This window comes from Sphingomonas sp. Leaf231 (assembly GCF_001421995.1).
Taxonomy (GTDB): domain Bacteria; phylum Pseudomonadota; class Alphaproteobacteria; order Sphingomonadales; family Sphingomonadaceae; genus Sphingomonas.
The window spans coordinates 1-12,982 of sequence record NZ_LMLS01000003.1; the positions used below are offsets into that span (position 1 = coordinate 1).

Annotated in this window: 10 protein-coding genes, 1 tRNA gene and 1 pseudogene; 8 read left to right on the forward strand and 4 right to left on the reverse strand. The window is 61.9% G+C overall.

Features of this window, described 5'->3' with window-relative positions; genetic code table 11:
• Nucleotides 1–24: 24 nt before the first annotated feature.
• Nucleotides 25–101, forward strand: a tRNA-Met gene (locus ASE95_RS11320).
• A gap of 420 nt (nt 102–521) precedes the next feature.
• Here the strand turns inward: ASE95_RS11320 and ASE95_RS17690 are convergent.
• Nucleotides 522–1,219, reverse strand: a pseudogene (locus ASE95_RS17690) (transposase); the annotation flags it as partial.
• A 296-nt stretch (nt 1,220–1,515) separates the two neighbouring features.
• A complete protein-coding gene (locus ASE95_RS11335) occupies nt 1,516–2,199 on the reverse strand; it encodes an OmpW/AlkL family protein (protein WP_162234681.1) in 684 nt (227 codons plus the stop codon).
• Nucleotides 2,200–2,376: 177 nt separating this feature from the next.
• On the opposite strand from ASE95_RS11335, the gene ASE95_RS11340 reads away from it, so the two are divergent.
• Nucleotides 2,377–3,561: a GGDEF domain-containing protein gene (locus ASE95_RS11340; protein WP_162234682.1), complete on the forward strand. Its 1,185-nt coding sequence runs from the start codon at nt 2,377–2,379 to the stop codon at nt 3,559–3,561.
• A gap of 161 nt (nt 3,562–3,722) precedes the next feature.
• On the opposite strand, the gene ASE95_RS11345 is transcribed toward ASE95_RS11340, so the two are convergent.
• The gene (locus ASE95_RS11345) at nt 3,723–3,929 is read right to left on the reverse strand and encodes a hypothetical protein (protein ID WP_056636286.1); all 207 of its coding nucleotides are present in this window, start codon (nt 3,927–3,929) and stop codon (nt 3,723–3,725) included.
• On the opposite strand from ASE95_RS11345, the gene ASE95_RS11350 reads away from it, so the two are divergent.
• Nucleotides 3,928–4,203 (forward strand): hypothetical protein, encoded by a 276-nt coding sequence (locus ASE95_RS11350; protein ID WP_056636288.1) that lies wholly within the window; start codon nt 3,928–3,930, stop codon nt 4,201–4,203. The two genes, ASE95_RS11345 and ASE95_RS11350, sit on opposite strands and share 2 nt — an antisense overlap.
• Before the next feature lie 288 nt (nt 4,204–4,491).
• Here ASE95_RS11350 and ASE95_RS11355 read toward each other — a convergent pair whose 3' ends face one another.
• Complete coding sequence (locus ASE95_RS11355; RefSeq protein WP_082450098.1) at nt 4,492–6,615, reverse strand: TonB-dependent receptor; 2,124 nt, start codon at nt 6,613–6,615, stop codon at nt 4,492–4,494.
• Between the two features lie 539 nt (nt 6,616–7,154).
• On the opposite strand from ASE95_RS11355, the gene ASE95_RS11360 reads away from it, so the two are divergent.
• The 5 genes from ASE95_RS11360 to ASE95_RS11380 all read left to right on the forward strand — a co-directional run bounded on the left by ASE95_RS11360 (nt 7,155) and on the right by ASE95_RS11380 (nt 12,957).
• The gene (locus tag ASE95_RS11360) at nt 7,155–9,422 is read left to right on the forward strand and encodes a TonB-dependent receptor domain-containing protein (RefSeq protein ID WP_156348009.1); all 2,268 of its coding nucleotides are present in this window, start codon (nt 7,155–7,157) and stop codon (nt 9,420–9,422) included.
• Nucleotides 9,423–9,912: 490 nt separating this feature from the next.
• The gene (locus ASE95_RS11365) at nt 9,913–10,890 is read left to right on the forward strand and encodes a CobW family GTP-binding protein (RefSeq protein ID WP_056636294.1); all 978 of its coding nucleotides are present in this window, start codon (nt 9,913–9,915) and stop codon (nt 10,888–10,890) included.
• An 8-nt stretch (nt 10,891–10,898) separates the two neighbouring features.
• The gene (locus tag ASE95_RS11370; RefSeq protein ID WP_235528288.1) at nt 10,899–11,972 is read left to right on the forward strand and encodes a WD40 repeat domain-containing protein; all 1,074 of its coding nucleotides are present in this window, start codon (nt 10,899–10,901) and stop codon (nt 11,970–11,972) included.
• Nucleotides 11,969–12,163, forward strand: a complete 195-nt coding sequence (locus tag ASE95_RS11375; protein WP_056636296.1) for a DUF1289 domain-containing protein — start codon at nt 11,969–11,971, stop codon at nt 12,161–12,163. The genes ASE95_RS11370 and ASE95_RS11375 overlap by 4 nt, the downstream gene beginning before the upstream one ends.
• Before the next feature lie 8 nt (nt 12,164–12,171).
• Nucleotides 12,172–12,957, forward strand: a complete 786-nt coding sequence (locus ASE95_RS11380) for a HoxN/HupN/NixA family nickel/cobalt transporter (RefSeq protein WP_235528289.1) — start codon at nt 12,172–12,174, stop codon at nt 12,955–12,957.
• The last annotated feature ends 25 nt before the right edge of the window (nt 12,958–12,982 follow it).

Consider the following 12,982-nt stretch of genomic DNA (forward strand, 5'->3'; position numbering starts at 1 on the left):
CCATCCATGGCAGGAATACCTCGGCGCGGGGTGGAGCAGCCCGGTAGCTCGTCAGGCTCATAACCTGAAGGTCACAGGTTCAAATCCTGTCCCCGCAACCAACAATATCACAAACGCCCCAGACCACACGCTCCGGGGCTTTCGTGCGTTCGGGGCGCATGCGAAGCTCCACCGACGATATCAGTTTGCTACACAGGTAAATCGAGAGCACTGCCCGCCGGCATCAGCACCACACGGCTTCATATGAGCACGAGAGTGTGCTCAAAGCCCTCAGCCCCTACTCTCGTGCTGCTTGCTCTGCCAACGGCGTGACGTGCTCCCCAGAGCTCTATCAGCCATAACTTTAATCCGGGGTTGCTATGAGGGTCCCACGGTTTCTCATCTAGGTCGGACGTGAGTTTCCGGCGTTCATTCGGCCGCGATCGCAGCATATTCGACCGGCGTCAGCCAACCTCCACCGCCATTTCAACGATGCTTCGCGTCGCTGGAACCTTGGGCGATTCCGCCAAGCGATATGTGAGCTCGCGCGTGAACGCATCGACTACGGTCCGCGTCCGCAACCGCCGTCCGTCGAACAGCGCGTCGGATACAAAGTCCATCGACCACATCTCGTTGGCCGCCGGAGCCGCAGGTTGCCAGTTGCGGTTGGCAGCGCTGACGTTGCGGCGGGGTTTCTCGAGCCGAAGGCCCAGTCCATCGTCCCGGTAGAGCCGGTACACGCGCCTGTGATTCACGAACGGTCCCTCTTTGCGCAGCAGGATGTAGATGCAAAAGAAGCCGTATCGCGTCCGCGTCGCCGCCAGATCACGGATCTGCAGCATCAGCGGCGCCTGGTCCGGTCGAAGCGACACGTAGCGCACCGACGACCGGCGCCGAGCAGCTGCGTCGGTCGCTGACACCGTGGGAAGCCTGAACGTGCGCGACGAGCTCGCGCCGTCTTCCAGGCGTTAAGGCTTTTTGGCCAGAACGTCCTGCAGGATGAGCCTGTACAGGCTCAGGTCCGCGACCAGCTGCTTGAGCTCGCAGTTCTCTTCCTCCAGCAACTTCACCCGCCGCAGTTCGCCTACGCCCACGCCACCGTACACCTTCGCCCAACGATGGAACGTCTGCTCCGATATCTTCATTCGTCGGATCACCTCCGCCGCCGATGTACCCGCTCCACCTGCTTCAGCGCGAACGCGATCTGCTCCTCGGTTTGCCTCGTCTTCTTCCTGTCCAAGCTCCTCGCCCGGAGACTTCAAAGGGCCAGGAAACCTTTACTTAGCTTGGGTGAAAAAACAGGGAGGGCGTCAGTGGGTCCCCACAGTCCCATGCTAGCATATCGTTAGTGAGCGCGTCATCGCGCCAGATTCGGGAAGTCGACGTTTTCGCCGGGATTCCTCCCTGTGCGATCGGGCCGCAGAGCGCCCGCGGCATACGGAACCCGACCCGCCAGTGGCGCCGTCGGTGAGACCTGCATCGGAAAGCGGATACCCCGTGATCGGTCTTTGAGCACTTGCCTCAACGCGATCGATGCTACAGGCGGAGCGCCATTCCAGCGCCCACCGTGACGGTGTCGAGGCTCATTCTTATAGTTACACCTTCATTTTCAATAGTTTGGGTCGGAGTAAAGAGCCTTTTCGCCTCGAAGGTCGCGAACCAGGTGTCATTGAGTTGATAGTCAAAGCCGGCCTTAATCTGTGGGGTCGGCGGGGTCGAAACCCTAAAATCATGAATATATCTATCGGCTGGTTTCTCGCCAAAATACCAACTGACGACGACTCCCGCGCCAACGAAAGGCTTGAACCGGCCTTTGGTCGGAAGATGGTACTGTGCGGCGAGCGATACAGGCAGGCTCCAGACGGAACCAACGTCGATATCGCCGTAGGCCGTGTCCCTTAGCGTGATGTCGGTCTTCACTAAGCCCGCCTGTCCGGTGACGGACCAGCGATCGGCTGCAAAAACGCTGATATCGACATCTGGAAGAACCATAGGCGGGACATCGATGCGACCACCGATCGCGTCGACGATCGACTTCTGATTGTAGGGCACGATCCTCGTCACCCGCGCCCGAATGGCCACGTCACCCGATGCAAAGCCGCGCCAGGAGCCGATATTGTGTGCGACGGCAGCGTGAGCGGCGAATGTGCCGAACAGGGTCAGGAGCGCACGAAGGACGAACGGAACATTCACCATCGCCGATCCGATACGGTGCGGCACCCATTTTCTGACAGCCAAAGCATCTCGCATCCCATAATGAAATCGTCTTAAACGATAATGGCATGATATTTATTAAGCGATGTAGTCCTATTTCCTACATATGGCTGCCATGGCAACAAAGTCGTTAACGTTTCACTTGCAGCTGCCGACGGACTTGAGATGTCAGTGATGGTAGATGTGACGACACTGCTCTTTGCAAGCAGCACCGCGAGAGCGGGATTTATCCTGATATTTCTGATCGCAAGCTTCAAAAGCGAGGCACGGGTAGCATTCGGATACTGGACCGTCAGCATCATCTCCTCGGCGGCCGCCTTACTCTTGATTTACAGTGATTCAAGTTATCCCTACTTCGCAGCCGGACGTGGCACGGTCATCTACGCGATTGTGGGCCTTAGCCTGTCCAGCATCTGGGCAGGCGGGCGCACCTTTTTCGGACTCGGGGTAGACAAGGTCCGCTTCGCGATCATGGGACTCTTTCCGGGGCTCGTTTATGGCGGCGTCCACCTTTTCGGGATGAAGCCGATCGCGGCGGTGCTGCTGACGATCGCGACGCTAAGTTTCTTGATGGCTGTCGCGGCGCGCCCGTTCCTTGCTCGAAACCGGCGGCGGTATCTGCCATCGCAATTGCTCGTGGGCACCGCGCTGGTAGCCTACTCGGTCGCGCTGGCGCTCTCCGTCGTCCTGATCATCGTCAGAGTTCGAGCTTTCGGTGCAATAACGCAACCGTCTATGACCGAAATTGCCTTGTCGTTGTTCATCGACCAGTTGATGGGCGTTCTGACCTATGTCGGCCTGATCGCGATGTCGCTGGAAGATGCGCAGGTGCGGCTAAAGGCGATCGCGTTGATGGACCCGCTGACCGGACTGGCGAATCGACGCGGGGTGCAGTCCCGGACAGCGGCCCTGATCATGGCATGTCGTTGTGCGAAAAGGCCAGTGGCCGTGTTGATCGTAGACCTCGATCATTTCAAATCGATAAACGACCGCTATGGCCACGTCAGCGGTGATATGGTGCTGAAGGAATTCGCCGATCGACTGTCCTCGCATTGCCGGCGCGAGCAGGATGTGACGGGCCGCTGGGGCGGCGAGGAGTTCTTGGCAGTCCTGCGCGACACGACGCTTGAGCAGGCCATCGATATCGCGGAGCAATTGTGCCGGCGTGTTTCGGAAACGCAGTTCGATATCGGGGGGCAGGCGATCGTGGTCACCGTCAGCATTGGGGTGGCCGCGATCGACGACCACATCTCCGCCTTGGAACACGCCGTGAAGAAGGCGGACGAGGCGCTGTACGACGCCAAACGCAACGGCCGTAACCGCGTCTGCAGTGCAATCCCGCAGCCGTTGCTTGCCATTGCCAGCTAGGCGAACACGTCGGCCTTCACGTGATGGCGCGTCCGACAGGTCTTTCGGCCGATCCGATCAAGAAGAAGCTCTGCATCGCGGTGTTGTCCGAGACGTTATGCGACCGGCTCATCGAGCGGGGAGCACCGTTGTGCGCCATCAGTCGCGGGAACTGCTCACTCTTATGCCGCGTACCCGGGCGGCGTCATCAGTCCCATCAAAGCGCTGAATGTTGCGGGGGCGATCGACGGAGGCGCAATGCTGATCAGCCAATCAGTCATCTGCCACAGCGTCTCGCCAGTCGATTCCAGCGCGCGGTAGCCGTGCGGCTCGTTCGGCAGGGCGACGTATCGGACGGTTGCGCCATTCTCCTTTAGCGCGGCGTACATGCGCTCGGACTGGATGATGCAAACTGGGGCACAGCGGCTTGGGAAGGCGCCGGCCAACGTCTATCAGACGTTGGGCACCCTGACGCAGAAGGGTGCGGTGCTGGTCAGCGACGATGCCAGCGAGAAGCGAACCTACAATCCGATCCCGCCGCGACAGCTGATGCATATCCTTCAGCAATCGTTCGAGCGCCGGACCCGCAACGCCATCCTGGCACTTGAGCAGGCGCACTGGGCTATCTCAGCCCCATGGACTTCGAGCGGCAAGCGCATGTAGCCTAACTAGGTGTCCATGGGACCGGCAGCAGCTCAACCGGCTGTTCACTGCCTCCAGGCGCGGTCGGTACTCGGCATCAGCCGGGAAGACGCGAACTCCATTGGCAGCGTTTCCCAGACATATCGGGGCACCACCGTGGCGGGGAGAATCCGTCAGAACGGCGCGGGTAGCGGACGATCAAGTCGCGCCCGGATCAGCAAGTCCGGCGAGAGCCACAAAGGTTAAGGAGTCGGCTGGCGGTGGTGTAGGCCGAGGCGATATGCGCCGATGTGGCCCTGCCCACCAACCCTAGAAGCGTGCCGCCATCCCCAGCGTCATGCGCCGCCCGGCACCACGATAATAAGCGAAGCTGCCCGATCCCGCCGCCTGATTGTTGGGACTTACATAACTCTCATTCAACAGGTTGTCCGCCGCGATGTAGAGTTCGACCGGGCCGATCGCGTAACGCGCGCTTGCGCTCGTCAGGGTTGTCGCGTCGGTGTCGACGAGGCCTGCGCCCGCCTGCGCCGGCGTGAAGAAAGACGATGCGCCATAGTGAGAGATCTGAACACCGAACCCCAATCGTTCGGTGGGGGTCCAGTCTGCGCGTGCCGTCACCCGCAGCGGCACGACGACATCGGTCGCGTAGTTGATGTAGCGACCTGTGCCTTCGTCGAACACCTTGCCGCGCTGTAAGGTGAACACCCCAGATAATTGCAGCCTTGGATCAAGCTTTACGGCGAGATCGGCCTCGATCCCGTGAAAACGTTGCGGCGAGCGCAGCGGGATGAGCGGGCAGATCGGCGTGATGCCCGCGCACACGGGATCAGCCTGCAACAGTGCGGCGCTATCAGACGTCGAGTAATATGCCGCCGCGTTGAAGCGCAGTGCGCCGTGCGTGGCGCGAATGCCGACTTCGTACTGATCGGATGTCGCGGGCTCCGGCGTCAGTGTCGCAGGATTCCGGATGCGCCGGGCCGCACGACCCAGCTGTGACAGTTCGGCACCCTGGCTGAACCCCGCATAGAGCTGGATCGCATCCGTCACCCGGTACACCGCCCCGACGTTGAGGAGCGTCAACTTCGATGTGCCGATCCTGCCCGGGACGCCCGCGTCGCCGAGAGTGGGGCTATAGGAACGATCGGTGATCTCGCCACGATACCATTCGTGACGCGCGCCCCCGGTCAGCGTCACGGAACCCAGCGTCAGTTCGCCCTGGGCGAAGGGAGCAAAGGTGCGCAGAACGATTTCGGGGGAAATCACACCGATCACCGCCTGGTTTGCGGCGGCATCGACGACGAAGCGGTAGAGAGCGTTGCGCGTGTAATCGAAACCATAGCTGATCTTCAACGACGCACCGTCGCCGAGCCGATAGTCGCGCACTGCTGCCGAGCGGAACCCGAACCGGTCGTTGCGGCGGTTCGAAGCGAAGAAGTCGTCCCCGCTGGCGGCGGCGAAGAAATTGTCTCGCTGGCGGATCACCTGGTTCTGGTAGAACGCGCTGACGCTCACCGCATGACCGAGCATGTCGGGATTCGTATAGCTCAGGGTTGCCGTGAGATTACGATCGAGCCCTTGATCAACTTGTGGATGCGCTGCCACCTCGACCACCCGTGCTATACGGGTTGCCGGGATGAGCGCGCCGGACGGATAGAACTGGCGCCCGACATTCTCGTTGTGAAAAGTGGTAACAAGCCGCAATTCAGATGCATCGGGCAACGTAAGGCCGAATGACCCGAGCACGTCGACGGCCTCGTACCCGCTCGACAGCAGCGGATCGCCGACTGCATCGCGCGCGCGACCACCATCGGTATGGCTTGCCGCAACATAGTAATCGGCGATGCCGCTTCTCTGGCCGGCACCGGCATAAAGGTCCGTCGTGCCAGTCGCGGTCTTGTGCTTGGTATTGAAACTGGTTTGCGCGGTGACATCGACGGAGAGCGCCTCGGTTCGCCCACGCCGGGTGATGACGTTGATGATCCCGCCGGGGGAACCGGCACCGTAAAGCGCGGTGCCGCCTCGCACGACCTCGATTTTCTCGAGTGCGAACGGATTGATCGTGAACGGTCCCGTGCACGAGCCCTGGCGCAAGTCTTCATTGACCGGAACGCCGTTCAATTGAAACGACACGCCGCGACCCCGAATTCGCGTAAGACATGCACCGCGATCCTCGCTATCCTGGATGTTAAGGCCGGGGACGACCGCTTCGAGTGCCGAAAGAATATTACGGTTCTGGCGGAGTTGCTGCCCGATCTGCTCTTCGCTCGCCGTCGACACAGACAACGGCAGTTCTTCCAGTGCGGAACCCGATCGACTAGCGGTCACCACGATGTCGGTACCCGCGGTCGCAACATCTGGAAACGATTGGGCGCCAGCTGACCCCGCGTATGAGATAATGGCGGCGAAAGCCAGTTTATACAAATACTTGCGCAACTACGCCCCCTAAGCTGAGCAAATCCCGTAGCATTTACATGCGTTCTTGCAAGTCATTATCATAATTTGGGGTGCCGGCGGCCGATGTGTGACCTGTCACTGGCAAGCTTGTTCAACAATTAGCGGATGATGATTGAAGCCGCCGACGCACTTCCGCGATGATCATTGGCGAAGCCGGACGGACACAATCGATCGCCGCAGGGTCGCGAGAGTCCGACCGTGCAGTCGGCCGATCGGCAAGGCATGACGATCAGCTGCAAGCCGGCGCGGGTTGTGGCCCCGAGGGCGTGAGGAACCGCGCCCATGACCACCTGAAAATGAAACCTTTGCCTCGACGGAAGAAACGGCGGCGCGTTTCACTTTGAAATCAAACGCCTATGTCGATCCGGTCAATAGTATCGCAGATGTTCCATCGGCTTTGCGTCTTTCAGGCGTGCGATAATTCCGATTATACTTCAGCCGTTTGACAGCCGAACAAACCCGCCACTTGACGATACAACATATCATTTGTACTTCGCCGTCAAAGCGGGGTATTCAACATGCATGCAATGACGTCACGCCGGGTTCGCTGGGCGCTTCTCCTGGGCACCTGCTCCATTCCGGTTCTGCCACTTCAGGCGCAGGGACCCGCGGCCGACCCGCCGGCGGAGGCGCGGACCGCAGGACCGAATGACGTCGTCGTCACCGGACGTAGTAGCGTGAAGCCTGACGCCGAATTGGTGGGGCTTCCGATCACCGTGCTGACGGGGGACGAACTCGCGCACCGCCGTCAGGGGGGATTGGGCGAAACCCTTGCTGGGTTGCCAGGCATCCACCTCGACAACTTCGGCGGTGGTGCGTCGCGACCGGTGATCCGTGGCCAGACGTTGCCACGGATCGAGATCCTGAGCGACGGCGCGAACGTGTTCGATGCATCATCGGTGTCGCCCGATCACGCGATCGGCACCGATCCGTTGCTGCTCGACACGATTGAAATCCAGCGTGGGCCGGCGGCGGTGCGTTACGGCGGCAGCGCGGTGAACGGCGCAATCAACCTGATCGACAGCAAGGTGCCCAAGTCGATCCCGGCGGGGGGTGTGACCGGCGGCACCGAGGTCCGCTTCGGCACCGGCGACCGGGAGAAGACCGTGGTCGGCAAGGTGACGGCTGGGCTCGGCGCCTTCGCGATCCATGCCGAAGGTTCGAGCCGGGCGAGCGACGACTATGCCGTTCCCCGCACCTATGGCAGCGACAGCTTGCGCCATTCCTTCGCGGCAAGCTCAAGCTACAGCGCAGGGGCGTCCTGGGTCACGTCCAAGGGATATCTCGGCGCGGCCTATACCCGCCAGACCGCCACCTACGGTCTGCCGGGCCACAGCCACGCCAACGCCGCATGTCACACGCACCGGGTGCGTCTGCACTGCGCGCTCCACGGCGGGATCGAAAATCCGTTCGCCGATATAGACGACAGTCTGCCCGCGACCATCGTTCTGCATAGCAGGCGGGTCGATATCCGCGGTGACTACGATCGGCTATTACCGGGAATGGATCATCTTCGATTGCGCATGTCCTATACAGACTATACGCAAAAGGAGTTTGACGGCGGGGTCAGTTTCAACAATTTCGGGAACAAGGTTTACGACGGGCGGGTGGAGGTAACTCATCAACCGTTATTAGGCTTCGTCGGCACGTTTGGGGCGCAACATACCGACGGTTTGTTCACCGGCCTCGACGAGATCTCTCCGGGTCCCAAGCCCTTTTATCGGCCCAATCCTTACAAGACCGAAGACACCGGCATCTTTTTGACGGAAAAGCGATCTTTTGGCAGAGCCACTATCGAGGTCGCAGCTCGCAAGGACTGGCGGCATCTTGGGATCGTAAAAGATTATTACGATCCATTCGGCTTTGCGAATAAAGAAGGAATGAAAGAACATATAAGATTGTGGGACATTTCCTACGCAAAATATTACCCTCCGTCGACTGTAAACCCCTTCTCCATATCGCTTGGCGCAAATCTGGATCTGGACGACGGCTATTCGATGGCCATGTCGCTGGCACGGTCGGAGCGAGCGCCCGGCGTGCGCGAGCTGTTTGCCAGAGGCAACAATCTGGCGACCAACACCTTTGAAGTCGGCTTGGCCAAGACAAACTATTATCCCGATGCGAAGCAGCCGCCACTTACGAATATTCTCGAGACGGCCAAGTCCCTTGATCTCACCCTGGTGAAGAAAGGCGGTAAGCTGGAGTTCGACATCGGATTCTTCTACAAGATCATCGACGACTACATCTTCGCTCGCAGGATCGGCGCGGAGCCCGGCCACCTGTTTTTGTTCTACACGCCGGCTGACGTGCGCTTCATGGGTCTCGACGGGCAGGTCAGCTATCGACTGGATGCCCGCTCGAAGATCACGCTGTTCGGCGATTATGTCGATACCAGGCTGAGGAACGAATTACCCAGGATTTCGCCGGGGCCGCGCGCCTCCCTTTCCAACGAACCGCCGCGGAAGGACAATCTGCCCCGGCTTCCACCGGGACGGCTGGGCGTACGCTATGCCTTCGCCGACGGACCGATGACGGCGGATGTCGAATACAGCCGCACCATGGCGCAGAACCGCCTCGCCTTGTACGAAACCCGCACCGCCGGCTACGGCAACCTGAACGCCACCGTCGCATATCGCCTCGGCATCGCGCCGGGGAAAAGCGTGGAGTTCTACGCCCGCGGCAGCAATCTGGGCGATGAGTTCGCGCTTGCGCATACATCGTTCGTCAAGAAACAGTCGCCGCTGCGCGGCCGCAACATCGTCTTCGGCATGCGCCACAGTTTCTGATCGCGGGCGGGGAAGGATCGGACGAGGCCGTGGCGGCAAGGGCGCCCTTGCCGCCACAATGAAGCGCCGACGACATGCGCAGCTACGTCGGCCGGACGCCGTAAGATGTCATGGCGCGTTACGGTCCGGCGGAGCGCTTCTCGCCGGCCTGAGCGCGTGACGACCACCCGATTCACCCCGCCGACCCGGTCGGCCAACCGATGCTTCTCGCGATGTACGCGCGGCGTCAGGGTCGACCGTGGATGTTCGACGCTTTCGAACGATCCAGGGCGGGGTGTTGATCGTGAGTGATCCGTTTCGCCCGTCGTCAGCCCGCGTCGCAGGCGGCAGCGCCGCGGACGCGATCCCTCAAGCCACCTGCCCGCTTTATCGCAGCCCGTTCGAGCGGCAGGCCGGACGCATCGCATGCAGCGGTACCGTAGTCCGAAACTCCTTGCCAAAAAACGCCGGCTCCGCCAATAAGATGATATAGTGTATCAATGAGGGCCCTATGGTCAGTCAATCCACGATCCCCGTCACGGTCCTCACCGGCTATCTCGGTGCGGGGAAGACCACGCTTCTCAACCGGATCCTCAGCGAAAACCACGGTCGCAAATACGCGGTGATCGTCAATGAATTCGGTGAGACAGGCATCGACAACGACCTGATCGTCGATGCAGATGAAGAAGTGTTCGAAATGAACAACGGCTGCATCTGCTGCACCGTACGTGGCGACCTTATCCGCATCATCGAAGGATTGATGAAACGAAAAGGCGCGTTCGACGCGATCATCATCGAAACGACAGGACTCGCCGATCCTGCACCGGTCGCGCAAACGTTCTTCGTCGACGACGATGTCCGCTCCCGCGCCAGCCTGGACGCGATCGTGACCGTGGTGGATGCGCGGCACGTCTCTGCACGACTGGACGACAGTCACGAAGCAGAGGAGCAGATCGCCTTCGCGGACGTGATCCTGCTGAACAAGACCGATCTCGTCACCGAGCAGGCGCTCGAAGAGGTCCGGCAGCGGGTACGGGCAATAAACGGCCACGCCCGGTTGCACGAAACGCAGAATTGCGTCGTCCCGCTTGAGGAGGTGCTGGAGCGCGGTGCCTTCGATCTCGAGCGCATCCTGGAGATCGAGCCGAACTTCCTTTCGGAAGACGATCACGAGCATGACGACGCGATCACCTCCGTATCGCTATTCTCCGACGCGCCGATCCGGCCCGAGTTGTTCATGCCCTGGTTGCGGAAGCTGACCGCCGAACAGGGGCAGGACATTCTAAGGCTGAAGGGTGTGCTGGCCTTTGCCGGCGAAGACCAGCGCTACGTTGTGCAGGGCGTCCACATGCTGCTCGACGGCGACCACCAGCGCGACTGGAAAGCCGGCGAGGAACGGGTCAGCCGCATGGTCTTCATCGGCCGGAATCTGGACAAGATGGCGCTGCGCGAAGGCTTCGACGCTTGTGCAGCGCGCCGCGCCGCCTGATGACGGTCATGGCACGAGACGAGCCGCTGGTCCTGCGTTTCGGCCGGCACATCCCGCTCGACGCCGAACCGACCGCCTTGCTGTGGGTCGGCGAGACAGCGGCTGTCGCGCTTGGCGACGGCAGCCTGCGCTGGATCGACGATGCCGGGCACGCGCGCGCGTGCCCGGTCCATGGCGGTGCGATCCTGGCGGCGTGCCGCCACCCCGATGGTGCGGCGATCGTCACCGGCGGGGACGACGGACGTGTCTGCCGCGTATCGTACGACGGCGAGGTCGACGAGATCGGTCGGTTCGAGCGGAAGTGGGTGGGGCATCTGGTGGCAAGTCCCGCCTCGCGACTGATCGTGGCGGGTGTCGGCAAGGAGGCGATCGTCTGGTCGGCCGGCTCCACCGCGCCGTCGCATCGCTACACCGTCGACGCGACGATCGGCGGTCTTGCGCTCGACGGCAAAGGCAAACGGCTGGGCATCGCCCATTATAATGGTGCGACGCTGGTGTACGGCACCAACCCGGACAGCGGGCGTGTCGCCCTGAACTGGATCGGATCGCATCTGGCCTGCACGATCAGCGCGGACGGACGCTACATGCTCACCGCCTTGCAGGAAACCGGCCTGCATGGCTGGCAACTGCCGGAACTGCCGGAACTGCCGGAACTGCCGGAACTGCCGGAACTGCCGGACATGCGGATGTCCGGCTACGCCGCCAAGACGCGCAGCTTTTCATGGGATCGACGCGGCAAATGGCTGGCCACGAGCGGCGACGCCCAGGCGATCCTGTGGCCCTTCGAGGGCAAGACCGGGCCGATGGGCAAGGCGCCGCTGATGCTTGCCCAACGCGAGGGCGCGCTGGTCACGCAGGTGGCATTTCACCCGAAGGATGATCTGCTCGCGGTCGGATATAGCGACGGGGTGGTCGCGCTGGCTCGCCTCGCGGACGATCACATGCTGTTGCTCGATGGCGCGTCGGACGACGGCCACGGCAGCTACATCACGGTGTTGGGCTGGAACGATGCCGGCACCCGCCTCGGCTGGGGCGGCGAGGCCGGGCGGATCGGCATCCTCCATATGGACGCGCGCGCATGAAGAGCCCGTGCGTCGACGTGTGTCGCTTCGACGGCCGTACCGGCTGGTGCGTCGCATGCGGGCGCACGCTGCCGGAATGCCGCGAGTGGAAGAAAGCGCCGCGTCCACGACTGCTGGCGATCAGCAAGGCGTTGCCGGGCCGGCTGACCAAGCTGGAAGCACGTGGGCCTAGAGTGGTCGAGGACGCATGATGGTCGAGATGTCCGCTCTTTGGCTCATGTTCGTGCTCGGCCTGCGCCACGCGCTCGATCCCGATCATGTCGCCGTCATCGACAATATCGTCTTTCGAACGGTGGATGCACAGCCACGTATGGCCGCATGGACGGGGACCTTCTTCGCACTGGGCCATAGCCTGTCGGTTGCGATCGTGGCGATCGGCGTGTCCCTTGCTGCCGATGCCGTCGCGGTGCCGACCTGGACCCGGGCGGTGGTGGACGTCGCCGTCATCGGCCTGCTGGTGATCGTCGGTACGCTGAACCTGCGCGCACTGCTCGGCGACGACGATTATACGCCGGTCGGCTGGCGTACGGGACTGGTGCCGCGACGGCTGCGGCGCAGCAATCATCCGATTGCCGTGGTGGCGATCGGTGCGATCTTCGGCCTGGTGTTCGACACCGCAACGCAGGCAGCCGCCTGGGGCGCAGCGGCGACCGCCAAGGGCGGCACGCTTGCCGCGGTCGCGATCGCCGCCACCTTTGCCGCCGGCATGCTGCTGGCAGACACGATCGACAGCCAGGTGGTCGCCCGCCTGTTGCGGGCGAAGACCCGACGGGCTGGTACCATCCGCCGCTATCGCCGCGCCGTCGGCTGGGTGGTGGTGACGCTGAGCTTCGGCACGGCCGGCTATGCACTGGCGGAGATGGCGGGGCTGGATGCCGTCGTATCCGATGCCGGCTTTACCGCCATCGGCGTCGGTACGGCCGCCGCGATCGTCTGCCTGCTGGCAACCGGGCGCTGGCGCGCGCGCCTGGCAGCGCGCGCCTGACGGACACCGCACGGGCTCACCTGCC